Raw genomic sequence first — 22,723 nt, forward strand, 5'->3', positions numbered from 1 at the left:
AACTACTACGCAAATGCAAAAAAAGAACTGGTTAATCCTGTCGCATGGTTTCAATATGGATGGTCGGGCATCAAGCCTTACCATTACTGACAAGGTCCCTTATTTATTGGATGCTGGTATTCAGCCTCAAGTTTTTAGTGCCATCACTGGAATAAAAGACAGTCGATTTCCGCACAAGCAATTTTTGGCCTGGGGCCCAGCAGCTTTCCGTTTTGATTTTCGTCATTGGATTGCAAACCAGTATGGTCGTGGACCATTCTATAAAGTTGCTACAGGTTTAGTTTCTTTATTGCTCGCGCCATTTATCGCACTAGAGAAATCCTTTCTTGGCTACTCTAGTCAGTGGTCTTGGGCAATGCCAGCTTATATGCATGGTTTGCAGCTGATCCGCGAAGGCAAGGTGGATTTAATTTATTCGACTGGGGGTGCTTGGTCTGCGCACTTAGCAGGTTTATGGCTCAAGAAAAAAACTGGCCTACCTTGGATTGTGGAAATTCATGATCCACTGGTAATACGCCAAAGTCCAATTGATCCCGGATTTGGCAAGCCAAAAAACCGAGACGCACAATTTCGTCAATATCTAGAAAAGCAGATTTGTAAATATGCAGATTTGGCTTGGTGGTTTACAGATGGTGCTTTGCATTACGCAAAGGTGCGCAATACCAACCTCAACACACCAAATAATGCGCATGGTTTTATGGTTCTTCCGGGCGCTGAGCCACCAGGAGGATTAAGTAAGTCGAAGATGCATCAGTATTCAGACCATCTAAATTTATGCCACTTTGGATCGCTAGCCAATGATCGCTCACTCTCAACCATCTTGAAAGCCCTTGTACCATTATTCAAGAAATTTCCTGAGGCTAGGCAGCGGATTCGGATTCATGCTTATGGCGCGCCTTTAGATCCATTGACAAGCGAGTCAATTAAAAATCTTCAGTTCGAAGATGTATTGCTAGCCCATGGTAGATTGGAGAGAGATCCAGTAACCGGTAAATCGGGTAGAGAGCGCGTAGTAGAAAAGATGCAGTCAGCTGATGTATTGATTCTTCTGCATGGCAATGATGAGTGGTGTGCTGAGTACATACCTTCCAAGCTCTACGACTATCTATGGACTGGGCGTCCGATTTGGGGTATCACACATCGCAATCCTCAACTTGATCAGATGTTACTGGAGCGGTCGGCTTATTTGAGCCCTCAAAGCGATATCGAGGCCGTTGAACTTGCTGTGGAAAGAATTTGGTTGGACTGGAAAAATAGAAGACTAATTGAGCCTAAGTGGTTGCCAGTGGGTGTGAATCAGGCTGCGTATAGAATACTTTTAGAAGTTCAAGAAAAAACCGAAAGAAGCATTTGAAAGATCTAGTTCTCTATTGCAAGTCTTATCGCCAAGATTTTCTGCGCTTAAAGCGGTTGCTGGCTTCAATTGATAAATACAACGTCGATCGCATACCATTTTATATTTCGACGCCAACTGCCGAGAAGGCATTATTGGAGGGTGTAATCGGTCAGGTGGGTTACATCTGGGTGGCGGATGAGCAAATCGTTGCCTCTAATCCTCGCGCTGATTTAGTTCGTTACCGTGAAATGTCCGGAAGACTCTCCCAACAGATTATAAAAGCAGAATTTTGGAGATTAGGTTTAGCTGAAAACTATCTTTGCTTGGATTCCGATAGCAAATTTATTCGTGATTTTAAAAAATCGGACTTTGTTACAGATGACAATACCCCTTACACCGTCCTGCATCAAAATAAAGAGCTATTTCAAATTTCAGCTAATCGTGGGCATCTTCAACTGAAGCGAAATCTCGGGATGGAAGCTGAGCGTGTTCAGAAATTATTCAATCGAGTTGGCCCCAGTTTTTATTGCGCGCCAGCCCCATTCAACTGGTCAGCTAGAGTCTGGCAATCTTTGGATCAAGAGTTTTTACAACCTAAAGGCATTAGCATTTGGGATCTCATTACCTCGGATCACCCAGAGTCTTTGATATATGGGGAGGCGGCTTTGAAATATCACGCTATCCCCTTAATTGCAATTGAGCCTTTATTCCGAACATATCACTATGACTGGCAGTTTTTTTTAATGAAGCGTTTGGGTGAAACTGAAACTAAATTAGCAGAAAATTATTTCGGCGTGATTTATCAGTCTGCTTGGGATGTGGATGACCATTTTGGCGCCACAAAAAAATCACTGCCATCTCGACTATTGAGACGTATTAAGCGTTTGGGTAGGTATTTGCAAAGTTATTTTTAACTTTATGGATAACTTGCCACCAATTCTTCTTACCTCGAGCGTTATTGCGATGGATCAATCGGTTCATCTCAAAGATGAAAAATTGAGGATATTTCACACTTTAGAATCAATTAAAAAGTGGTTGGATATATCCCCTAAAAACAAATATGTATTGTGTGATGGATCGGGATTTGATTTCTCTTCGTTAGTAGCGGAGCACTTTCCAAATGCAAATATTGAATGCTTATCATTCAACAATGATCCTGCTTTAATTAAAATCCATGGGAAGGGGTTTGGCGAAGGAGAAATTATTCGCTACGCTCTGGAGCACTCGGAAATTCTAAGCGAGTCTCAATGGTTTTCAAAATGCACTGCTAAGCTTTGGGTTGATAATTTTCTAGAATGCACTGCAGAGTGGAACGGAAAATTTTTATGCCAAGTTTTTTTCTCAAATGCATTTTCCTTGAAGAGGTCTAAACCTGAGTATATTGATACTCGCTTCTACATAGCGGATACGAATTTTTATAAGGCGTACTTGGCTCATGCCCACATTGATATCGGGGGGGTGAGTGGCATCAGTATCGAGGATAGGTTTCTTGAAATAGCAATGCGTGAGCATCTAAGCGGCTTTATTTTCAAGAACCCTCCCGTAGTTTGTGGGGTAGGAGGTGGTTCTGGAAAGTATTACAAAGATTCCAGAATTCGACGCGTAAAAGAGAGGCTCCGTTCGTGGGTAATTTCTCGCAATGAAAAATTTGAGACACTATTTAACAGGCCTTAACGCCACTATTTTTATTTTGCGTGAAATTCTTAGTAATAATTATTCCCAGCAGCAATGCCATTACAAAGGCCTGCATTTCTAGCATTTGATCCCTTTGTACCGAGTCTAACAATCCCCTTAAGATCCAAAGTGAGGCGCTTGCGAATAGGGCCATTCCAAATGGGGCGACTAAGGGCGTATTTGCCCTCAGGGTATTTCGTCCTCGGTACATATAAGTCAAGAGAGTCAATAACAGCAATGCAGCTCCTGGCAGCCCAATTGCGAGCGCTGTATCTACCCAGGCATTGTGTGTATGCGAGATAAATATCGCAGGTTTACCATTACAGAGTTTCGTAATAGCTTGTTGATAGGCTTGCTTAGATTGGTCTATACCCATAGGATTTTCAAGAGTCAGGGATGCACCAGATCGTGCCGCCATGACTCGCGCCCCATCCCCATCAATAATGCTATCCAATCCCTTTTGAATTGCGGGTGTAATGACTACACCTTTGGACTTAAGAGCAGCCTCAAGGGATCCTATGCCCTCGCAATAGATGCTACCCGGATCTCCTTCAAATCCAAGTGAAATCCTGGAAAGGATGCCGCCCCATCGATTAGGATCACTTTTGAGTCCAACTTGGTAGGCTCCTGCAATCAGGATCAAAACCGATAATGTGCCGATGAACTTATTCCTCAAACTGATTTTATTGCCTCCTCCGATAAAGAAGTGTGTGAGCGAGATAAAGAGAATGGCAATTAAAACGAATCCTGTCCCCCCTCGACTGGCTGCCAAGAGAGGTGAGCAGACACAGATAATAAGAAGCCCTATGGTTGTTAGCTTAGCAAGTTTAGATTTAGCTTGATATAGGAAGTATGTAAATAAAAATATTGAGGCTTGTAGGGCTGTGTATCCCAAGTCTCCATGTATCTCATTTATCCCCCAATAGCCCCAAGGTATAGAGCCAACCTCGAAGCCCTTTATGAATGAGAGTACCAGATGAATGTAAAGGGGGGTGGAAAATGCGACACCCAAAAAGAGAAGGGTTTTAATTGAATTCTTGTTGCCTAGAAGTAGCCCTACTCCAGCACCAATAATCGAGAATAGAATGAAGTGCATCCACTCTGCACGAAAGTTGCTAAAAGCAAGTGGATAATTCTTGGAGAAAAGAATGAGTTGCAGAAGCAGGTAGATGAAGAAAAAGGCTAGCGCTTTATTTTCTTGAAAAAAAGGCTTCCAATGAGGTTTGTTGGCAAAAATTAATACTAGCAGTAGTCCTTCGCATATATATCTGCCGGCAATGGTGTGCGGGATGTTCCATAGCATAATGAGGGTAAATAGCAGAAGAAACAATACAATTTTTTGCAATCGCTCTAAATTTAAGTTCATTTTCCGCCCATCCACATAATATTCGTATGATTATTGCTCAGAATCTGACTCAAGGCTTGAATTCGTGGGTGCTGAAGGTAAAATCTACCCTTATAAAAATACAGTAGTTAGAGAGAATGTTTATGATTTTAGTGACTGGCGGAGCCGGTTTTATTGGTGGCAATTTTGTTTTGGATTGGTTGGCTAATCCAAAAGCCGAAGGTGTCATTAATCTCGATAAGCTGACTTACGCTGGCAACTTGGCCACTCTCGATTCACTAAAGAATGATCCGCGCCATATCTTTGTTCATGGTGATATTGGTGATAAAGAGTTGGTAACGAATTTGTTGGCAGAGCATCAGCCGCGTGCGATTATCAATTTTGCTGCTGAGAGCCATGTGGATCGCTCAATTCATGGACCTGCTGAGTTTGTAACTACTAATATTGTAGGTACCTTTAATTTGTTGGAATGCGCGCGTGATTATTGGAATGGTTTGGACGCAGCAAGAAAGAATGTTTTTCGCTTTCATCATGTGTCCACTGATGAAGTTTATGGCTCCTTATCTGCTACTGACTCCGCATTTACAGAAACGAATGCCTATGAGCCCAATAGCCCATACTCCGCCTCTAAGGCTGCCTCTGATCATTTGGTGCGTGCCTGGTTTCATACGTATGGCTTCCCAGTAGTTACAACCAATTGCTCAAATAACTATGGGCCTTATCACTTCCCAGAGAAGTTGATTCCGTTAGTTATTCTGAATGCACTCAATAGCAAGCCGCTGCCAATCTATGGTGATGGCCAGCAAATTCGCGATTGGCTTTATGTGGGGGACCATTGCTCTGCGATTCGCGAAGTTTTGGCCAATGGCAAATTGGGTGAGACCTACAATATTGGCGGCTGGAATGAAAAGGCCAATATCGATGTAGTTAAAACCATTTGCGCAATTTTGGATGAGCTAAAGCCTCGTTCCGATGGTAAGTCATATGTAGATCAAATTACTTACGTCAAGGACCGCCCCGGTCATGATCGTCGCTATGCTATCGATGCAAGCAAGGTTGAGCGCGAGCTTGGTTGGCGACCTGCAGAGACCTTTGACACGGGCATTCGTAAGACAGTGCAATGGTACCTAGATAACCCGGTTTGGATTGAGGGTGTAGTCAGCGGATCTTACCGTGACTGGCTCTCTAAGCAGTACAGCTAAAGAGTCAATGAATATTCTCGTATTTGGCAAGGATGGCCAATTGGGAAAAGCGTTTCACGAAGAGTTGGAAGTGCGCACTTCGGCTCTTCTTGCTAAGCCCCTGATTCAGTATGTTGGACGCTCCGAGTGTGATTTGGCTAATGGGGTAGCGTTGACTGGATTGCTCAATGATTTTCAGCCTCAACTTATTATTAATGCTTCAGCATATACAGCAGTTGATAAGGCGGAGACAGATTTCAATTTAGCTTTTGCAATCAATGCGAGAGCTCCAGAAATCATGGCTCAATATGCTAACGATCGCAATGCTACCTTCTTGCATTACTCAACTGACTATGTATTTGATGGTGAGAAATACGGTTTTTATCTAGAAGATGATTTGCGTAATCCATTGAGTGTTTACGGTAAAAGTAAGGCTGCGGGCGAAGAGACCATAGCACGGATTTTTGCCTCTGTTGGAGGCAATGGCCAATACGCAATTTTCAGAACCAGTTGGGTATATGGTGGGGGCAGTAATTTCATTCGCACGATTTTGCGTTTAGCTAAAGAGCGTGAAGAGTTGAAAATTATCCATGACCAATTTGGTGTTCCCACGAGTGCCGATTGGTTGGCGCAAGTGAGTCTGAACTTGGCCTTAGATGAGCATGTGCACTTAAGAAGATTCACATCCGGCATCTATCACGCCGTACCGGCCGGGGAAACTACTTGGCATGGATTGGCATGCTTGGCCGTGCAGACAGCTTTAGATGCCGGCGTCAATCTGAAGGCTAACCCAGCAACCATTAAACCGATTCTGGCTTTGGAATATCCATTGCCCGCCCCAAGACCCATGAATTCAAGGATGTCCACAGATAAGCTCCATCAAGTGTTTGCAGATTGGGGTGATATGTCAAAATTGGAACAATTAAATCAGCCTTGGGATAAGGCTGTCCGGTCTTATGTCGCTAATTTGGCTAAAGACGGACTTATCTAGAAAGAATGCTATGGCAGTAAATCAGATGAATCGTAAGGGCATCATTTTGGCAGGAGGCTCTGGTACCCGCTTATATCCAGTGACTCAAGCTGTATCTAAGCAGCTCATGCCGGTCTATGACAAGCCTATGATCTATTACCCTTTGACGACGTTGATGCTTGCAGGCATTCGCGATATTTTGTTGATTTCTACACCGCATGACACGCCACGCTTTGCTGAATTGCTAGGCGATGGTTCTCAATGGGGTCTAAACATTGAATATTGTGTTCAGCCCTCTCCCGATGGATTAGCTCAAGCCTTTACTCTAGGTAAAAATTTTGTTGGGAATAATCCAAGCGCTTTAGTTCTTGGGGATAATATTTTTTATGGCCATGAATTAGTTGATCAACTCGATAGTGCTAATGAGCGTAGTGCTGGTGCGACTGTATTTGCTTACCATGTCACTGATCCAGAGCGTTATGGCGTAGTGGAATTTGATAAAGCTTACAAAGCGCTCTCGATTGAAGAGAAACCGCTAAAGCCGAGAAGTAGTTATGCCGTTACTGGCCTTTATTTCTATGACAATCAAGTATGTGATATCGCGTCATCGATTAATCCTAGTGCACGTGGTGAACTCGAGATTACCGATGTTAACCGCGTATATCTTGAAAAGAATGAGCTCAGTGTAGAAATTATGGGCCGTGGTTTTGCTTGGCTCGATACTGGAACGCATGACTCCCTATTGGATGCTGCGGGTTTCATTGCCACCTTACAAAAGCGCCAAGGCTTGATGGTAGCTTGCCCCGAAGAGATCGCCTATCGCCAAGGTTGGATTAGCGCAGAGACAGTTCAGAAAGTGGCCACCCAACTTAGTAAGAATAGTTATGGTCAGTACTTGAGCAAAATATTGAATGAGCTCAATACTTCCGCACAACCGGTTTCCTTATCTCATAAGAAGATTGTTGGATGAGCACCCCTTTGAAGTTGCAAGTTACGTCCACGGCTATTCACGATGTATTGGTAATCGAACCTAAGGTATTTGGTGATGAGCGCGGCTGGTTTACTGAATCCTTTAATGCTCAAGACTTTTCAGTGGCTACGGGTTTGAATGTGGAATTTGTTCAGGACAATCACTCTTTTTCACGGCAGTGGACATTGCGTGGTTTGCATTACCAGTTGGAGCAGACCCAAGGCAAACTGGTTCGTGTCGTTGCTGGTAGCGTTTTTGATGTTGCTGTTGATATTCGTAAAGATTCGCCTACATACGGTAAGTGGGTCGGTGTTGAGTTAAGCGCCCAAAACCATAAGCAAATGTGGATACCCGCAGGTCTAGCCCATGGTTTCTTGGTTTTATCGGAGACCGCAGAGTTTCTTTACAAAACTACAGATTACTATCACCCTCAAAGTGAGGCATGTTTAGTCTGGAATGATCCTCAGGTCAATATCAAATGGCCTTTGCCAGAAGGCATTAGCCCTAATATGAATGCCAAAGATTCTGCTGGTTTATCGTGGGATGCTGCCCCTAAGTTTTAATTAAATTTAGGGGGTATTTTCAAAAGATAAGATAATGCTCGCATGAGCACTTCTCCCAAAATCCTGTTGGTAAAGTTATCCTCTCTTGGGGATGTCTTGCATAACTTGCCGATTGTGTGGGACTTGCGTGCACGCTTACCAGACGCTCAAATTGATTGGGTTGTCGAAGAGGCTTACGTCCACTTACTTGAGCCTCTATTGTCTCGAGATAGTTTTCGAGGAATTGATCGCATCATTCCTTTTGGTTTACGCCGGTGGAAAAAAAATCTCCTTAGGCTGGCAACATGGCGAGAGTTTTTTGCGTTTAGAAAAACACTTCAATCCACTACCTACGATGTATTGATCGAAACACAGGGCCTGCTTAAGTCCGCCATCGTATGCTCCCTAGCCAAAAAAAGTTCTGGCGCCGTGATCGCAGGTCTTGCTAACGCAACAGAATTTTCTGGATACGAGCCTTTGGCTAGATCTTTCTATAACCAGTCAGTGCAGGTTCCTACGCAGTGCCATGCGGTCGATCGTTCACGTTGGGTGATGTGCTCAGCATTAGATTGGTCTTTGATAGAGCGGGGTGATGCGCCTCAGTTTTATCCATCAGAATTTATTGCAAATATTCCAAAAAGTTCTGTCGCAGGTTTATGCCCTCCTTATGTTTTGTGTTTTCATTCGACGGCAAGAGAAGCCAAGCGTTGGTCTAATAGCAATTGGATTGCGCTCGGTAAAGATTTATCTGCCAGGGGATATCAAGTAGTTTTCCCTTGGGGGAATGCCGCAGAAAAGGCAGTTAGCCAATTACTTGCCTCTCAGATTTCTGGGGCCCTAGTGCCACCAGCCTTTTCTATTGAAGAGGCCTTCTCAGTAATTTCTGGTGCGGCTTTAACGGTTGGGGTCGATACTGGCCTGACACATTTGGCAGCAGTACTTAATAAACCTACTGTCGAAATCTACTGTGACTCACCACGCTGGAAGACTGAGGGTTATTGGTCTGATCGAATATGTAACGTGGGTGATATTAAAAATCCGCCAAGCATTCAAGAAATTCTTGATGCATCTTTAAAGCTTCTGCAGCAAGCTTAACTTCTAAGGTTTTTTAGCGCAGTAAAGTATTGATGGATATCAGATCTTCATCTGATAGTGCCGCGGCATGTGCCTTCAACTTGATGGCATTGAGAATGGTGTTGTAGCGTGCTTGCTGTAATTGCGAGCGAGTAGTGATTACGGTATCCAATGCGATTAACACATCAATATTGATTAAGGTTCCCACCTGAAAACCCAACTTACTTGATTCAAGTGCTGAAGTGGATGAACGCTCTGCAGCTTCATAGGCCTTAACGCTTGCAAGTCCACCATAGAATCCAGTAAATGCTGTACGAGTACTTTGTGCCGCTGTGCGTCTCGCATTATCGAAATTGGCTTTTGCCGCATCTAGCAATGCAGCGTTTTGACGAATGAGTGAGCTGTTATAGCCCCCGGAGACTAAGGGGATAGTCATCTGCAGGGCAATCGTGTTGTTATAAATATTGGTCTGTGACGGGGTTAAGCTATTGGCTGTTCCATTAGAGGTGTTGTAACCCGCTGTACCTACAAAATTGAGGGAGGGGTAGTTTAGTGCTTGAGAGGCTTTATAAGTGCTTTCGGCTAGGCTTACGGATAGCTGACTAGCTAGTACATTAAAGTTTGCAGTCTCTGCTTGGTTAATCCAGTCCTCTAGAGTTTGCCCTTTGGGCAACTGAGGATTAACGCTATCTGCAATCGGAATTCCATTTCCGTCTTTGGACTTAGTCCGAGGATCTTTGAGAACACCATCAATCTTGGCTTCTTTGACGAGTGGCTTTATAGCTCCTACAGGGCGACCCACTAACTGCTCTAAGACACCTCTTTTAACAATCAGATCTGCTTGAGCGGCGATTTCTTGAGAGTTCGCTAAATCCAGAGCAGCTTGTGCGGTATTGACATCGACAATGGTTGCCAGTCCAGCATCAAATTTGGCTTGAGCAATTTCTAATTGCTGTTTAATTAAACCCTTTTTGTTGCGATAGAGCTCAACGTTGTCTTGGCTAGTAAGCGCATCAAAGTAGGCTTGGGATACGCGAATGATGAGATCTTGCTGCGCTAAGTAAAAACGCATGTCAGCAATTTTGGTATTTAAGTCACCCTGTTTGAAAGCCTCGAATGCAGCCATATTAAAAACAGGCTGAGTCAGCGTGACGGTATAGTTTTTTTGGTCATATACCCGAGATCCTGTATATGAGTTAGCCGGTTGATTGCCCGCAGTGTGTTGGTAATAACGCGTCCCACCAGGAACGGCTGAGGCTTGTGGCAATAAGAGGGATAAGCCCTGCCAATAGAGCTCTTTGCTGGCCTGATAGTTAAAGCGAGCAGCATTCAAAACGGGATCGCTAAATGCCGCTTCTTGGTATAGACGAATTAAATCAGTTGTTTGACTGTTTCCATTTGCGGCATTCGTACCAAGATTGGATGGTGCCGCGTTGTTCGGAATTGCTTGTTGGGGTAAGGGCGCCATCTGTGGCGGCATATCCAAGCCCACTAAAGACTGCGCGCTTACAGGAGTTGGCAATGAGGGCTTAGCGCCATTGGCGCTTTGTGCTAACGCGGTCGACGAATAGATCCCGAGTCCGAGCGCCTGACCCAGGATTAAACCAAAAGCGGTTAACTGAGGGAGGCGAAAGCGGGTCAATGTCATCTAATTCGGGTACTTTTCAATATGCCATGAAGTTTAAGGCTTATTTAGCTCAAGCGCTGGATTTAAGCCTTATTTTGCCAAATCCTAGGATCTACTTCATCTATCTATAAAATTGCGCCTATGGATCTAATTTTGCTAGCTAAAGCGGTAGTACTGGGGGTAGTGGAGGGCTTAACTGAGTTTCTGCCAATCTCCAGTACTGGTCACCTGATTTTGGTTGGCGACTTACTCAATTTCAATGATGAGCGCGGGAAGGCTTTCGAGGTCATTATTCAGTTTGGTGCCATTCTGGCAGTCTGCTGGGAGTTCCGCGAAAAGCTTTGGAAAGTAGCCTCTACAGCTCGCACGAGCGCCATCTCGCGTCGATTTATCCTTAATCTATTGATCGCCTCAATTCCGGCAATGGGTTTAGCTTTCATATTCGGTAAGCATATTAAGGCCGTCCTATTTGCCCCTATTCCAGTAGCTAGTGCTTTCATCGTGGGCGCTTTGATTATTTTTTGGGCAGAACGTCGCCAAACCAAACTCGCTAACTCAGTAGGTAAATCCTATATTCAGTCAGTAGATGACCTTACTCCAATGGATGCCCTAAAAGTTGGTCTTGCCCAGTGCGCCGCTTTAATCCCAGGAACTTCTCGCTCAGGTGCAACGATTATTGGTGGGATGTTGTTTGGCTTACCCCGTGCAGTGGCCACAGAGTTCTCCTTCTTCTTAGCTATTCCGGTAATCGGTGGAGCAACCGCATACGAATTGCTCAAACTTTGGAAAAATCCAGTTTCACTTTCAGGTGATTTTATTTGGGCTATTGTGATTGGCTTTATTGCTGCTTTTATCTCAGCCTTCATTTGTGTGCGCTGGTTGATTCATTACGTTGCAGGACATAACTTCATCCCATTTGCTTGGTACCGAATTGTCTTTGGTGTGCTGGTGTTGTTAAGTGCATATAGTGGTTTAGTTGCTTGGTCTCATTGAGATAAATTTACAAACATAAAAAAGATCGACTGGAATTCCCATGGATGTCTCAATAGATGCAATTACTAACAATATTCAACTGGCCTTAGCCCCAGTATTTTTATTGACTGCTGTAGCCACATTAATTAATGCAATCTCTGCTCGCTTAGCGCGCTCCGTAGACCGTATGCGCGCTATTCAGCATCGAATTCAGGAGGGTGGCATTCAGGATCGAGAGATGCTCGCTCATATGATGAAAGAGGCGAATGAAGCAAAAGTCCGAGGTCGTCTTTGTACAGCTGCGATTTTCTTCGATGTACTTAGTGGCGTATTTATTTCTTTAACCGTCCTGGAACTATTTTTCTTTCAGGCGGGGGCAGTACGATCATTGCAGGCAACCTATGTCATTTGGACATTTGTACTGGGATTAATATCGTTCATGACCTCACTTTCGATTGTGCTGGGCGAAGTTGTTTATGCCTACCGCTCGGCTGGTTGGAATACACCTTTTCCAAAGTAATTCTTCATAAAGATAAGTATTTCGTGAATATCCCAAGAACCGACCGTATTCGATCATTTGTTTTAAGAGCGGGCAGAACGACTGCTGGCCAACAACGCGCCATTGAGGAATTGGGCCCCCAGTTTTTGATTCCGTTTCAGGAATCTGTCCTGGATCTGCCGCAAGCCTTTAATGGTTCTTCGCGCCCCAAGATATTGGAGATTGGCTTTGGTATGGGTGAGACCACTGCCAAAATTGCCGCCCTGCGTGCTGAAGACGATTTCTTGGCAATTGAGGTACACCCTCCAGGAGTAGGCGCTTTGCTTAAATTGATTGGCGAGAACAATCTCGCCAATTTGCGTTTGATTCGTCATGATGCTGTTGAGGTTTTAGAAAAAATGATTGCTCCTGACTCATTAGATGGCATTCATATTTACTTTGCAGATCCATGGCATAAGAAGCGTCATCACAAACGTCGCTTGATTCAGGCGCAGTTCGTGAAACTATTGATCTCTCGTTTAAAGCCTGGCGCTTATTTACATCTCGCTACTGATTGGCATAACTATGCCGAGCAAATGCTTTTAGTCTTAAATGCTGAATCAGATTTGATAAATACCTCTACTGAAAAAATGAGTATTGAAACTTTTTCAGCGGCCGATATTGCTAGCGAGAGTGAGCTTGCCAAAGATTTCTTTAAAGAATTCAAGCCAACCCTTGAGCAACTCGATGCAAAGCATCCTGGATACGTTGAAAGACCTGCTTATAGGCCAACCACCAAGTTTGAAACCCGTGGTATTAAGCTAGGGCATGGCGTTTGGGACTTGGTCTACAAGAAAAAATAAAGTAGGGATTACAAAAATAAAGCCACTCTTTTAGCTTAAATGAGTGGCTTTATTAGTTTCTGATCTTGGCTTAAAGACCAAGACAAACATATTTGAGCTCTAGATATTCATCCATGCCGTAGACGCTGCCTTCACGGCCTAAGCCGGACTGTTTAATCCCACCAAATGGACCAACCTCATTTGAGATGATTCCAGAGTTGACGCCCACAATGCCGTACTCAAGCGCTTCAGCAGCCTTCCAGATGCGGCCAATATCGCGGCTATAAAAATAGGACGCTAAGCCAAATTGGCTATTGTTAGCTAACCTGATTGCTTCCTCGTCACTTTCAAATGGAATGATCGGAGCAACTGGTCCAAAGGTCTCCTCGTGGGTGATGAGCATGTCATTAGTAACATTGGACAAAATAGTAGGCTCATAAAAAGTACCACCTAAAGGAGAGGGCTTGCCACCGGCAACGAGTTTTGCACCCTTGCTAATGGCATCAGCTACATGTCTTTCTACCTTCTCTAGGGCAGCCTGTTCAATCAGCGGTCCCTGGGTACTACCAGCTTCCATGCCATTGCCTACTTTGATGATTTCAATGGCTTTCGCAAACTTTTCGACAAACTCATCTTGAACTTTTTTATGTACATAGAAGCGGTTCGCACAAACGCAGGTTTGACCGGAGTTGCGATATTTAGATGCCATTGCGCCCGAAACAGCCGCATCAATATCGGCATCTTCAAAAACAATAAAGGGGGCATGACCACCGAGCTCTAGACCCAATTTCTTAACCGTAGGGGCGCATTGCGCCATTAAGATTCGCCCAACTTCAGTGGAGCCTGTGAATGACAGGTGGCGAACGGTAGGCGACGCACAGAGTGTCTTACCAATCGCAATAGATTCATCTGCATCCGCGGTAAGAATGTTAATCACACCAGCTGGCACACCAGCGCGCTGTGCGAGCTCTGCCAGTGCTAGTGCACTCAGTGGTGTGAGCTCGGCTGGCTTGATGACAATAGTGCAACCTGCTGCCATTGCTGGCGCAATCTTGCGTGTAATCATGGCGATAGGGAAATTCCAAGGTGTGATAGCAACGCACACCCCAATTGGCTGCTTCATAACGATCATGCGCTTATCACTCCAAGTTGTACTTGGAATGGATCCAGCAACTCGTTTTGCTTCTTCAGCAAACCACTCTACAAAAGACGCGCCATAGGCTACTTCGCCAGCTGCTTCAGTTAACGGCTTGCCTTGCTCAAGAGTCATGAGGGTGGCTAGGTCTTGGGTATTCTGAATAATCAGATCAAACCATTTGCGCATTACATTAGCGCGCTCTTTTCCGGTTTTGCTCTTCCAGCTTTGAAAGGCATGCTCGGCAGCTTCAATTGCCCGCTCAGCATCGCTTGGCTCAAGATTACTGACATTCGCAATAAGCTCACCGGTAGCGGGATTGTGAACCGCAAAAGTTTTTCCTGAATTGGCTTTAAACCATTCACCGTTAATAAAAGCCTCTTCTTTAAATAGGCTTGGATCTTTGAGGAATTTGCGGATGTCAGTTTTCTGCATGATGGCGTCTCTTTGGTAAAAAAGTTATTTTTATTTTATCCCTCAGTGTAGTTTGGATTGTCTGCCAAGGCTATGGACAAAAATAAACCCCCTGGATCTCTAGGAAGCGCAGGGGGTGGAGTCTTAAGGATATTTTGACTAACTAGCTTGAACCTCAGTGCTACGCAACTGTTGGGCTAGAAGGTCCAAGACGCCGTTGACGTATTTATGACCATCCGTACCGCCAAAAGTTTTCGCTAATTCCACAGCTTCATTAATAGCTACTTTGTAGGGAACGGCTAAATCAATAGCCAGTTCGTATGTGCCAATCAGGAGTGCAGCATGCTCTACAGGAGATAGTTCATTAATAGGGCGATCGAGTGCTGGGGTAATGAGGCCCTCTAGCTCATCGGTACGCTCGAGAACACCAGCAAAAATACCTTGAAACAAATCATGTTGGCAGCGGCGAAAGCCAGGATCTTCAGCTAACTGCTTGGCGATTGCCGCAGCATTAGGAAGGCTACCAGCGCGGCGCATGACTAGACTTTGATATACACCTTGTAAAGCATACTCACGGGCGCGACGACGTGGCGTGAGTGAGCGCTTAGGTGCGCTGGGTGCACTCGGTGTGCCAGGTGCTACCTGTGGATTGGGGACGTTCTTATTCATTTTGGAAATTACTCTTCTGAAGGATTGATTTCAAAATCAATGTCTGGAGTGAGGGCTAAAGCCAAGTTAGCCATTTCAACAACAGCTCTTGCGCAGTCCGCACCTTTTACCTGAACGCGAACCTGAGCTTGCTCGTCTGTTTCGCAGGTGAGAACACCGTTGGCGATTGGCAATCCAGACTCAAGGCAAACACGGGTAATTCCAGCACCAGATTCATTCGACACGAGTTCAAAGTGATAAGTCTCACCACGGATGATTGCGCCTAGTGCAACTAAGCCATCGAACTCACCTGTTTCAGCTAACTTTTGAAGTGCGAAGGGGATTTCAAGTGCGCCTGGTACGGTTACCAGTTTGATATCGCTTTGGGAGACACCAAGCTTGATTAGCTCTTCAATGCAAGCGGTAGTCAGCGCAACACAATGCTCTTCATTAAAGCGTGCTTGCACAATGCCCACGCGCAGATCTTGTCCATTGAGGTCAGTAGCGAGTACGCCTACTGCAGATTCGTCATTACTTGTGTTCATATTTTTTTGAAACTGCTTATTGATTGGATTCAAATGGGGTATAGCCGGTCACTTCGAGCTTGTATCCGGAAAGGCTGGGTACTGGGTTTGGATTTGCGAGTAAACGCATTTTTCCAACGCCGATATCTTTAAGGATTTGTGCGCCGATACCATAGCTACGGAAATCAGTTTTGCGAGCCAATGGCTTTTCAGCTGCTTCAGTATGAGTGCCATTCAATTTATGAAACTGGGCTAACCAATCCACATCATTAGGGGCTGCAATACCAGAAGCGTTCAATAAAACCGCCACACCAGAAGGTGCAGCAGCTAATTTCTGTAAAGCTTGAGCCAAAGGCCAAGAGTGCGTGCTGACATTTGAGTCCAAGAAATCCAATACTGTGACAGGCTCATGAACTCGGACTAATGTTTCCACAGTTTCTGAAGGCTTGCCATGCACTAGCGCTAAATGCATGCATGAGCTTGGTGTATCGCGGTAGATGATTCCGTGGAACTTGCCCCAAGGAGTCACAAATTCACGCTCGCCTTCGCGAACCACAATGCTTTCATGTTGGCTACGGTATTTGATGAGATCGGCAATGCTGCCAATTTTTAATTGATGTTCTTTTGCAAACTCGAGCAAGTCTGGCAGTCGCGCCATGCTGCCATCATCTTTCATGATCTCGCAAATGACGGCAGTGGGCGAGCAACCAGCCATCGCAGCCAAATCACATCCAGCCTCTGTGTGACCGGAGCGGATCAACACACCACCTGGTTGTGCCATTAATGGAAATATGTGGCCTGGTTGAACCAGATCATTGGGTTTTGCGTTTGCAGCAACTGCCGTCTTGATTGTGTGAGCACGATCTGCTGCTGAGATACCAGTGGTAACGCCGCTGGCTGCCTCAATCGAAACGGTGAAGTTGGTACCCATGGAGGTGCCGTTATCTCTCACCATTAAGGGAAGGTTGATTTGTTGGCAGCGCTCACGCGTCAAAGTAAGGCAAATCAAGCCACGACCATGCTTGGCCATGAAATTCACCGCCTCTGGAGTGACGTGATCGGCGGCAAGCACTAAATCACCTTCATTCTCGCGATCTTCTTCATCGACCAGAATGACCATCTTGCCGGCTTTGAGCTCGGCAACGATTTCTTCTGTGGAGGCGAGGTTATTTTGCATAGCCCTCTATTTTAAGCTGAGGAGGGGGTTTCGGGCTTTAGCCTGGCATACCGTGGTCAATATTGGAGCAATATCCAGTTTTTCTGACAGTGAGCGCCCATGAAAGGCCTATTTTTGCAGCTCCAGCCTCGAGAAAATGCCCTGTGCGCTCTCGAATTCAAAACCCCCCAAGCCAGATTGATTTAAATCCGCAGGCGAATGGATTCATCTTATTGGAGGTTCTGGTGGTAATGAGCCTAGTTGCAAGCAGTTGGATAGGTTTGAGCAATACCTTTCAAGGGATGATTTTGCGCTTAGGTCAACTCCAGCAGAAAAGGGTGGAGCTCAGAAAAGAAATGGATCGGCACGAACTCTCCATATTGAACGCTGCGCAGCTTAATAACCCAAACCAAATTTCACGAAAGCCAGCAAATGAATCTATTGGAGTGTCTCGTCGGTCTCACCCTATCCCTAGTCTTAGTCGCACCACTCATAAAAAATAGTGGTGAGTTAATTGCTAAACAAATTGAGCATGAAAAATATCAGTCTCTGACTGCAGAAGCAGATCGTGCATTGGAATTAATCGGGCGTGCTATTCGGATGGCTGGTTATCAAAATGCTAATTCAGCGATTGCATCTGTACGAAAAAATTCTTCCTCGAAGAATTACATTCAGATTCAGAAAAATAGTGGATACCGAGGATCAGATTCGCTGATGGTGAAACATGGAATATCTTCAGGGGTAGACTTTGATTGCATTGGCAATGCTTTGTCAAAAGAGCGCACTAAAAATAATTTAGCGCAGCAAGGATTTTTGGTAGATCGGCAAGCATCCGCACCAAAAGGTGCAAAGGTCAATGGCGGGTCGTTAATCTGCCAATCGCTTGATCGCCAGGGACGTATCCAAAACACAACCTTAATGAATGGCATTCACCATCTTTCATTTGAGGTACTTCCAGCCAGTGCTGGCAAGGCTTTTAAGGTAATGCTGAAGATGACTGATGGCACGTCTATTCACCAGAAGTTTGAGCGAACATTTACTGCCCGTAATCTGCTGTGAGTCTATTGTGATTATTGCTTGGGTCCTATCGCTACTGACGCTACTCTCAATGCTGGTCATTCAGTTGGAGCGCTTAGCTGCACTTGAAGTCATGAGTGTCAATAATTATACGCAATCCCAAAAAGAATTGATTGCTGCCGAACAATCGCTAATTGAATGTGAGCAACATCTTTCTAATATCACCGTCTTAGCAAGTACTACTTGCGATATACAGTCTGCTGGGAAAAATCTTTGGTTGATATCAAGCAAATCAAAGCCGAGCTTGGAGATCCTCATATTTTTGGATGAAAAAAACAATATCACTACACGATTAAATTGGCGGCAGAAATTTGAGTAAGCAAGATCAAGGATATAGCTTGTTAGAGTTGATGGCTGTTGTGTTGATCATTGCCATCATTGCAATATCAACATTACCTTTATTGCATGAGCAAATGGCTGCACGAGAAATCGACATCATTGCCAGGCGTTTTATTGCGCATGCTCAATTTGCAAGAGCTCAAGCATTTGTATTGGCTGCGCCCGTACGCATCACTCCATTGAATGGGGGTCTTTGGGAGGAGGGTTGGGTGGTTAAAAATGTTTGTGATGAACGTCAGCCAAAATCAACGTGTGTTGAACGGCAGTGGATTTCCCAGGAGGATCTTGCGCGGGTGTATTTCAAGGGCGGAGGTAAGCAGTTTATTGACCCTCATACCTCTAAGAGGGGTATTTTGTTTAATGCTGCTGGCGCTGCAAAGACAGCCCATGGAGGGTTTGTTGCCAATCGCCTGATCCTAGGTCACGACCGAGATTATGGGCTCGAGCGGCACCTCATCTTAGGCAGTGGGGGTCGCTGGAGAATTTGCGATCCAAGTAAGGACTCCAAAGCCTGCAAGTAGGGCGTGCAAATTTGCCGCTTCTGCCCACAATCGGTTTTAATAGACCCATGTACACCGCAGTCGACCATGAATTTATGAGCCAGGCATTAGCCGAGGCTCAAAATGCCCTTTACCTTTCCAATCCCAATCCACGGGTGGGTTGCATCATTGTGAAAGATGGAGGGGTAATTGGGCGCGGGTATACCCAAAGGGTGGGCGGACCCCATGCGGAAGTTCAGGCTTTAGCTGATGTGAAATCAAAAGGACTGGATCCTGCTGGATCTACAATCTATGTCACCTTAGAGCCTTGCAACCACACTGGTAGAACGCCGCCTTGTGTCGATGCCTTGATTGCAGCCCAGCCCGCTATGGTGATTGTGGCGATGTCCGATCCTAACCCCCTAGTTAGTGGCAAAGGTCTTGAGCGATTAAAGGCTGCGGGAATTGATGTTCGGTGTGGTTTATTGGAATCTGAAGCCCAAGCATTAAACCGAGGATTTATTTCTAGGATGACTCGAGGCTTGCCTTGGGTTCGTATGAAGATCGCTGCCAGCTTAGACGGCAAGACGGCTTTACCTAATGGCCAAAGCCAATGGATTACCGGTCCTTTAGCCCGGGCAGATGGTCATCATTGGCGTGCACAGGCTTGCGCCATATTGACTGGTGTAGGCACAGTTAAAGAGGATGACCCAAGTCTCAATGTTCGTGATGTCAAAACTGAGCGCCAGCCTTGGAGAATTATTGTGGACTCCAAGCTCGAGACGCCTCTGAATGCAAAGGTGTTGAGTAAGCCCCAAGCATCAGGCGCCATCTTGGTTTGCGCTTCATTGGATTCTCAAGAAAGCCAAGCTAAGGCAAAAGCATTTGAGGCTCTTGGTGTTGAAGTCATTGCCATGGCTAACGCTAATGGCAAGGTGGATTTGCAAAAACTCTTTGCGTATTTAGCAAAAGAGCGTCACATGAATGAAATCCATGTCGAGGCTGGATTTAAGCTCAATGGATCTTTGCTGAGAGAGGATTGTGTCGATGAGCTTTTGCTCTATTACGCACCGTTCTTTGTGGGTGAAGGTATCGGAATGGCTAATATCACTCCGTTGATAGCGCTAGATCAACGTCAAGATTGGCAAATCATTGATCAAAGTCTGTTTGGTCCGGATCTTCGTTTGCGCCTGAGTAAGAAATAACGAATCAATAAAATTACAAAACCTATTTAAGATCTCACTATGTTTACTGGAATTATTACGGCCGTTGGACAAATCAAAAGCGCTCAAGCTAAAGGCGATGGTCTGCACTTGGTAGTTGAAGTACCTTCTGGATATCTCGATGATGTTGCATTGGGAGACAGTATTGCTATTCAGGGCGCATGCATGACTGCCACTGAATTTACTGACAACACTTTTGAGCTGGATATCTCACGTGAGTCTTTAAACAAGACTATTGGTTTGGATAAAGTGGGTCCCGTCAATTTAGAAAAAGCCTTGCGATTAAATGATCGCTTAGGCGGTCATTTGGTGAGTGGGCATGTGGATGGTGTTGGCAAGGTGGCGCACTTTGAAAATGTCGCTAACGATGCTTATGGCTCTTGGCTTCTGCAAATTGAAGCCCCTAAGGCATTGGCGCCATTCTTGGCATATAAGGGATCGATTGTTGTTAATGGTGTTTCATTAACTGTTAATAAAACGCAAGATAGTCAAGATGCTTGTTTGGTAGATATCAACATCATTCCCCATACACTTGAGAATACAACCCTGGGTAAGCTAAAGCAGAGTGATGCAGTCAATCTAGAGGTAGATTTAATTGCGCGTTATGTTGCGCGGATGCTAGAAACCCAGAGTAATACTTAAGTAAAAAACTGAATTACTTCTTCTGGTAGCGCGTTGGGTCGCCTAAGTTGGCTTGTTTGAAGCCTGCCTGTCTCAAACGGCAAGATTCACACTCACCACAAGCTTCACCTAAATCATTCGCCTGATAGCAAGAAACAGTTTGTGAGTAATCGACGCCTAAAGTCGTGCCCAGTTTAATGATTTCCGCTTTGCTCATGCTGATGATGGGTGCATGCACTCGAAAGCGATTCTCATTATTGAGCGCCTCAACACCGGCTTTGGTGGCGAGGTTCGCCATCGTCTCAAATGAAGCGACATATTCTGGGCGGCAGTCAGGATAGCCTGAGTAGTCAACGGCATTGGCGCCGTAAAAAATATCCAATCCACCCAATGATTCAGCCCAGCCTAAAGCGAGGGATAGCAAAATCGTATTACGAGCGGGAACATAGGTAACGGGGATTTCTAAATCTTTACCCGGGGTAATCGGAATGTCGATGGATGAGTCAGTCAGAGCGGAGCCGCCGAAACGGGTGAGATCTAAATTCACTACCTCGTGACGCACAACCCCCATCTTCTTCGCAATATGTTTTGCTGCCGCTAGCTCAGAAGAGTGACGCTGGCCGTAACCAACTGACAGAACATAGGGCGCGTAACCAAGATCTTTTGCTAAAGCCAGGATCGTGCTCGAATCCAATCCGCCTGAAAACAAAATGACGGCAGGTGCATTGGGTTTGCGTGGAGCGATATTCTGAAAGGCAGCAGACAGCGATGACATGGCGAAACGTTTCTTTACTTGGCTTATTGAATTACTTCGTTGCAGCGATGAGTTGCTGCGCATCTTTTGCCGCTTCAGTATCTGGGTACTTGCTGATAATCTCGCCAAAGGTTTTCTTGGCAGCTGCTTTATTGCCACTTTCCAATTGCGCATTTCCAAGTGTCAACATCGCTGATGGAATACGTGGGTGCGTTGGATAGCGCTTAATCAGACTTTGTAACTGGGCAATAGCACCAGCGTAATCTTTGTTGGCATATTTGCTATTACCGCTCCAAAAGAGTGCCAGTGGTACGTAAGGGCTCTTAGGGTAGCGATTAACAAAGGCTGAGAAGCCTTCATCTGCCTTCTTGAGATTGCCGGCCTGGAAGGCTTTTAAAGCATCGTCATAGGCTTTTTTCTCGCCAGGTTGGACCGTGCCACTTACGCCCTCAACCGTAGCTGTACGCGGCTCAAAATTACCTAATCGGTTATCCAGATCTTGGTAGTAAGTCTTTTGGCTAGTACTGATATCGTCACCTTGCTTTTCAAGGTTTTCAATTTTGCCGCGAAGCTCTGCATTATCGGTTTTGAGTTTTTCAATCTGATTTTGTAAATCCATTTGCGCAGTCGCAAATGATTTGCGTAAATCTAAGATGGCTTTGCGCGCATCATCATCGGCAAAGAGCGCCCATGCATTACTGGAGGCGCTTAAGCAAAGAGCCGCTGCACTTAAACAAAACGCTCGTGAGAGCGTTTGTTTAAAAGAGTGTGTAAGAGTGCGCATTAGTTAGTAATGTAAACAATGTCAGCGCGGCGATTTTCTGCCCAAGCTGCTTCGTTGTCGCCTTCGGCTTTTGGTTTTTCTTTACCAAAGCTCACTGCTTCCATTTGGTTTTCAGAAACGCCCATCAAGTTAAGTGACTTACGTACTGCGTCTGAACGACGTTGACCTAAAGCCAAGTTGTACTCTGCAGTACCGCGCTCATCGGTGTTGCCTTGAATAATGACTTTTTGCTTAGGATTAGCTTTTAAGAAGCTTGCATGAGCAGAAAGTTGTTTTTGGTATTTAGTTTGAACGGTGTATTCATTTAAATCAAAGTAAACGCTACGTTGGAAAAGTGGGCTGCTTGGATCATTCCATGGCTGTGAGCCAAAGTTACCGCTACCACCACCATTGGCGCCATCAACATCATCCAATTTGACGCTGGAGCAAGCCGCCAAAAATAAGGCTGTTACACCAACGAGGGTGAGGGTTGCGGCGCGACGTGCGATAGAAATCTTCATGATCTGTCCTTTTTCCTACAAACTAAGTAACTAAATAAGCTAATAGCCAATATTATGC

At 45.2% G+C, this 22,723-nt stretch carries 24 protein-coding genes and 2 pseudogenes; 17 read left to right on the top strand and 9 right to left on the bottom strand.

Annotated features, from left to right (window positions below; all coding sequences use genetic code 11):
* Positions 1–13 precede the first annotated feature (13 nt).
* Genes ICN25_RS02840 through ICN25_RS02850 form a run of 3 tightly spaced genes read left to right on the top strand, consistent with a single transcriptional unit; the run spans position 14 to position 3,010 of the window.
* The gene (locus ICN25_RS02840) at positions 14–1,354 is read left to right on the top strand and encodes a hypothetical protein (protein ID WP_216178889.1); all 1,341 of its coding nucleotides are present in this window, start codon (positions 14–16) and stop codon (positions 1,352–1,354) included.
* Positions 1,351–2,250 (top strand): DUF6492 family protein, encoded by a 900-nt coding sequence (locus ICN25_RS02845; protein WP_216178890.1) that lies wholly within the window; start codon positions 1,351–1,353, stop codon positions 2,248–2,250. The genes ICN25_RS02840 and ICN25_RS02845 overlap by 4 nt, the downstream gene beginning before the upstream one ends.
* 4 nt (positions 2,251–2,254) lie before the next feature.
* Positions 2,255–3,010, top strand: coding sequence for a hypothetical protein (locus tag ICN25_RS02850; protein WP_216178891.1), 756 nt, complete (start codon positions 2,255–2,257; stop codon positions 3,008–3,010).
* Here ICN25_RS02850 and ICN25_RS02855 read toward each other — a convergent pair.
* Complete coding sequence (locus tag ICN25_RS02855) at positions 2,997–4,376, bottom strand: hypothetical protein (RefSeq protein WP_216178892.1); 1,380 nt, start codon at positions 4,374–4,376, stop codon at positions 2,997–2,999. The two genes, ICN25_RS02850 and ICN25_RS02855, sit on opposite strands and share 14 nt — an antisense overlap.
* A gap of 122 nt (positions 4,377–4,498) precedes the next feature.
* Between ICN25_RS02855 and rfbB the strand changes: the two genes are divergently transcribed.
* The 5 genes from rfbB to waaC are packed head-to-tail and all read left to right on the top strand — an operon-like array spanning position 4,499 to position 9,113.
* Entirely contained in the window at positions 4,499–5,557 is a 1,059-nt protein-coding gene (gene rfbB / locus ICN25_RS02860; protein ID WP_216179553.1) for a dTDP-glucose 4,6-dehydratase, read from the top strand.
* Between the two features lie 7 nt (positions 5,558–5,564).
* Positions 5,565–6,527 carry a dTDP-4-dehydrorhamnose reductase gene (rfbD, locus tag ICN25_RS02865; protein ID WP_216178893.1) on the top strand — a complete coding sequence of 321 codons (963 nt, stop codon included), beginning with the start codon at positions 5,565–5,567 and terminating at the stop codon, positions 6,525–6,527.
* 25 nt (positions 6,528–6,552) lie between these two features.
* A complete protein-coding gene (rfbA, locus tag ICN25_RS02870) occupies positions 6,553–7,476 on the top strand; it encodes a glucose-1-phosphate thymidylyltransferase RfbA (RefSeq protein ID WP_216179555.1) in 924 nt (307 codons plus the stop codon).
* Positions 7,473–8,039, top strand: coding sequence for a dTDP-4-dehydrorhamnose 3,5-epimerase (rfbC, locus tag ICN25_RS02875; RefSeq protein WP_216178894.1), 567 nt, complete (start codon positions 7,473–7,475; stop codon positions 8,037–8,039). Before rfbA ends, rfbC begins: the two co-directional genes overlap by 4 nt.
* Positions 8,040–8,081: 42 nt before the next feature.
* Positions 8,082–9,113: a lipopolysaccharide heptosyltransferase I gene (gene waaC / locus ICN25_RS02880; protein WP_216178895.1), complete on the top strand. Its 1,032-nt coding sequence runs from the start codon at positions 8,082–8,084 to the stop codon at positions 9,111–9,113.
* Positions 9,114–9,126: 13 nt separating this feature from the next.
* Here waaC and ICN25_RS02885 read toward each other — a convergent pair whose 3' ends face one another.
* Positions 9,127–10,740 carry a TolC family protein gene (locus ICN25_RS02885; protein ID WP_216178896.1) on the bottom strand — a complete coding sequence of 538 codons (1,614 nt, stop codon included), beginning with the start codon at positions 10,738–10,740 and terminating at the stop codon, positions 9,127–9,129.
* A 120-nt stretch (positions 10,741–10,860) separates the two neighbouring features.
* Between ICN25_RS02885 and ICN25_RS02890 the strand changes: the two genes are divergently transcribed.
* Genes ICN25_RS02890 through trmB form a run of 3 tightly spaced genes read left to right on the top strand, consistent with a single transcriptional unit; the run spans position 10,861 to position 13,032 of the window.
* The gene (locus ICN25_RS02890; protein ID WP_216178897.1) at positions 10,861–11,712 is read left to right on the top strand and encodes an undecaprenyl-diphosphate phosphatase; all 852 of its coding nucleotides are present in this window, start codon (positions 10,861–10,863) and stop codon (positions 11,710–11,712) included.
* Between the two features lie 40 nt (positions 11,713–11,752).
* Positions 11,753–12,211, top strand: coding sequence for a DUF2721 domain-containing protein (locus tag ICN25_RS02895; protein ID WP_216178898.1), 459 nt, complete (start codon positions 11,753–11,755; stop codon positions 12,209–12,211).
* Between the two features lie 23 nt (positions 12,212–12,234).
* Positions 12,235–13,032 (top strand): tRNA (guanosine(46)-N7)-methyltransferase TrmB, encoded by a 798-nt coding sequence (trmB, locus tag ICN25_RS02900; protein WP_370624686.1) that lies wholly within the window; start codon positions 12,235–12,237, stop codon positions 13,030–13,032.
* Between the two features lie 70 nt (positions 13,033–13,102).
* Here the strand turns inward: trmB and ICN25_RS02905 are convergent, their stop codons facing one another.
* The 4 genes from ICN25_RS02905 to ribBA form a co-directional block, all read right to left on the bottom strand.
* Positions 13,103–14,581, bottom strand: a complete 1,479-nt coding sequence (locus tag ICN25_RS02905; RefSeq protein ID WP_216178900.1) for an NAD-dependent succinate-semialdehyde dehydrogenase — start codon at positions 14,579–14,581, stop codon at positions 13,103–13,105.
* 138 nt (positions 14,582–14,719) lie between these two features.
* A complete protein-coding gene (gene nusB / locus ICN25_RS02910; RefSeq protein WP_216178901.1) occupies positions 14,720–15,229 on the bottom strand; it encodes a transcription antitermination factor NusB in 510 nt (169 codons plus the stop codon).
* Positions 15,230–15,237: 8 nt separating this feature from the next.
* Positions 15,238–15,753 carry a 6,7-dimethyl-8-ribityllumazine synthase gene (gene ribH / locus ICN25_RS02915; RefSeq protein WP_216178902.1) on the bottom strand — a complete coding sequence of 172 codons (516 nt, stop codon included), beginning with the start codon at positions 15,751–15,753 and terminating at the stop codon, positions 15,238–15,240.
* 16 nt (positions 15,754–15,769) lie between these two features.
* Complete coding sequence (ribBA, locus tag ICN25_RS02920; protein ID WP_216178903.1) at positions 15,770–16,909, bottom strand: bifunctional 3,4-dihydroxy-2-butanone-4-phosphate synthase/GTP cyclohydrolase II; 1,140 nt, start codon at positions 16,907–16,909, stop codon at positions 15,770–15,772.
* 411 nt (positions 16,910–17,320) lie between these two features.
* Here ribBA and ICN25_RS02925 point away from each other — a divergent pair, with 411 nt between their 5' ends.
* From ICN25_RS02925 to ICN25_RS02945, 6 genes and pseudogenes are all read left to right on the top strand, one after another.
* Positions 17,321–17,947 carry a hypothetical protein gene (locus ICN25_RS02925; protein WP_255536651.1) on the top strand — a complete coding sequence of 209 codons (627 nt, stop codon included), beginning with the start codon at positions 17,321–17,323 and terminating at the stop codon, positions 17,945–17,947.
* The gene (locus tag ICN25_RS02930; protein ID WP_216178904.1) at positions 17,913–18,284 is read left to right on the top strand and encodes a hypothetical protein; all 372 of its coding nucleotides are present in this window, start codon (positions 17,913–17,915) and stop codon (positions 18,282–18,284) included. Before ICN25_RS02925 ends, ICN25_RS02930 begins: the two co-directional genes overlap by 35 nt.
* Positions 18,277–18,348, top strand: a pseudogene (locus ICN25_RS10020) (prepilin-type N-terminal cleavage/methylation domain-containing protein); the annotation flags it as partial. The gene ICN25_RS02930 and the pseudogene ICN25_RS10020, both read left to right, overlap by 8 nt.
* Positions 18,349–18,465: 117 nt before the next feature.
* Positions 18,466–18,825, top strand: a pseudogene (locus ICN25_RS02935) (hypothetical protein); the annotation flags it as partial.
* 47 nt (positions 18,826–18,872) lie between these two features.
* Positions 18,873–19,988 (top strand): bifunctional diaminohydroxyphosphoribosylaminopyrimidine deaminase/5-amino-6-(5-phosphoribosylamino)uracil reductase RibD, encoded by a 1,116-nt coding sequence (gene ribD / locus ICN25_RS02940; protein ID WP_216178905.1) that lies wholly within the window; start codon positions 18,873–18,875, stop codon positions 19,986–19,988.
* A gap of 39 nt (positions 19,989–20,027) precedes the next feature.
* Positions 20,028–20,648, top strand: coding sequence for a riboflavin synthase (locus tag ICN25_RS02945; RefSeq protein ID WP_216178906.1), 621 nt, complete (start codon positions 20,028–20,030; stop codon positions 20,646–20,648).
* Between the two features lie 13 nt (positions 20,649–20,661).
* On the opposite strand, the gene queC is transcribed toward ICN25_RS02945, so the two are convergent.
* From queC to pal, 3 genes are read right to left on the bottom strand one after another with little or no spacing between them, the layout of a single operon-like run.
* Positions 20,662–21,402: a 7-cyano-7-deazaguanine synthase QueC gene (gene queC / locus ICN25_RS02950; protein ID WP_216178907.1), complete on the bottom strand. Its 741-nt coding sequence runs from the start codon at positions 21,400–21,402 to the stop codon at positions 20,662–20,664.
* Between the two features lie 31 nt (positions 21,403–21,433).
* Positions 21,434–22,165: a tol-pal system protein YbgF gene (gene ybgF, locus ICN25_RS02955; protein ID WP_216178908.1), complete on the bottom strand. Its 732-nt coding sequence runs from the start codon at positions 22,163–22,165 to the stop codon at positions 21,434–21,436.
* Complete coding sequence (gene pal, locus ICN25_RS02960) at positions 22,165–22,665, bottom strand: peptidoglycan-associated lipoprotein Pal (RefSeq protein ID WP_216178909.1); 501 nt, start codon at positions 22,663–22,665, stop codon at positions 22,165–22,167. The genes ybgF and pal overlap by 1 nt, the downstream gene beginning before the upstream one ends.
* Between the last annotated feature and the right edge of the window lie 58 nt (positions 22,666–22,723).

The sequence above is a fragment of the Polynucleobacter sp. 80A-SIGWE genome, from assembly GCF_018882295.1.
Classification (GTDB): Bacteria; Pseudomonadota; Gammaproteobacteria; order Burkholderiales; family Burkholderiaceae; genus Polynucleobacter.